The organism is Streptomyces sp. SID12501, assembly GCF_010550245.1.
In the GTDB taxonomy this organism is placed as follows: domain Bacteria; phylum Actinomycetota; class Actinomycetes; order Streptomycetales; family Streptomycetaceae; genus Streptomyces.
Window position 1 is genome coordinate 1 of the sequence record NZ_JAAGLU010000483.1, and the last position, 492, is coordinate 492.

The 492-nt window shown below is 66.9% G+C and carries 1 protein-coding gene; it reads right to left on the reverse strand.

From position 1 onward, the window contains the following. Window positions 1-121 precede the first annotated feature (121 nt). Window positions 122-492: ribose-phosphate diphosphokinase (prs, locus tag G3I71_RS46890; protein WP_164325050.1), on the reverse strand; the 371-nt coding region annotated here is incomplete at its 5' end.

Below are 492 nucleotides of genomic sequence, written 5' to 3' on the forward strand. Positions count from 1 at the left end.
GTCGATAACGGAGCATCCGTACCGGAAAAAAGGTACGGCCTCCCTCGCCGAGCAACTCATGGAGTGTACCCGGCGGGAGAGGCCGTACCAAAAAGGATCTACCGCGTCCGCGGCGCAGCGGTTACTGCTGCTCTTCGAACAGGCTGGTGACCGAGCCGTCCTCGAAGACCTCGCGCACCGCGCGGGCGACCATCGGGGCGATCGACAGCACGGTGATCTTGTCGAGCTCCAGGTCGGACGGGTCCGGCAGGGTGTTCGTGAACACGAACTCGCTGACCTTGGAGTTCTTCAGGCGGTCGGCGGCCGGGCCCGACAGGATGCCGTGCGTGGCCGTCACGATGACGTCCTCGGCGCCGTGCGCGAACAGCGCGTCGGCGGCGGCGCAGATGGTGCCACCGGTGTCGATCATGTCGTCGACCAGGACGCAGACGCGGCCGCGGACCTCACCGACGACCTCGTGGACGGTCACCTGGTTCGCCACGTCCTTGTCGC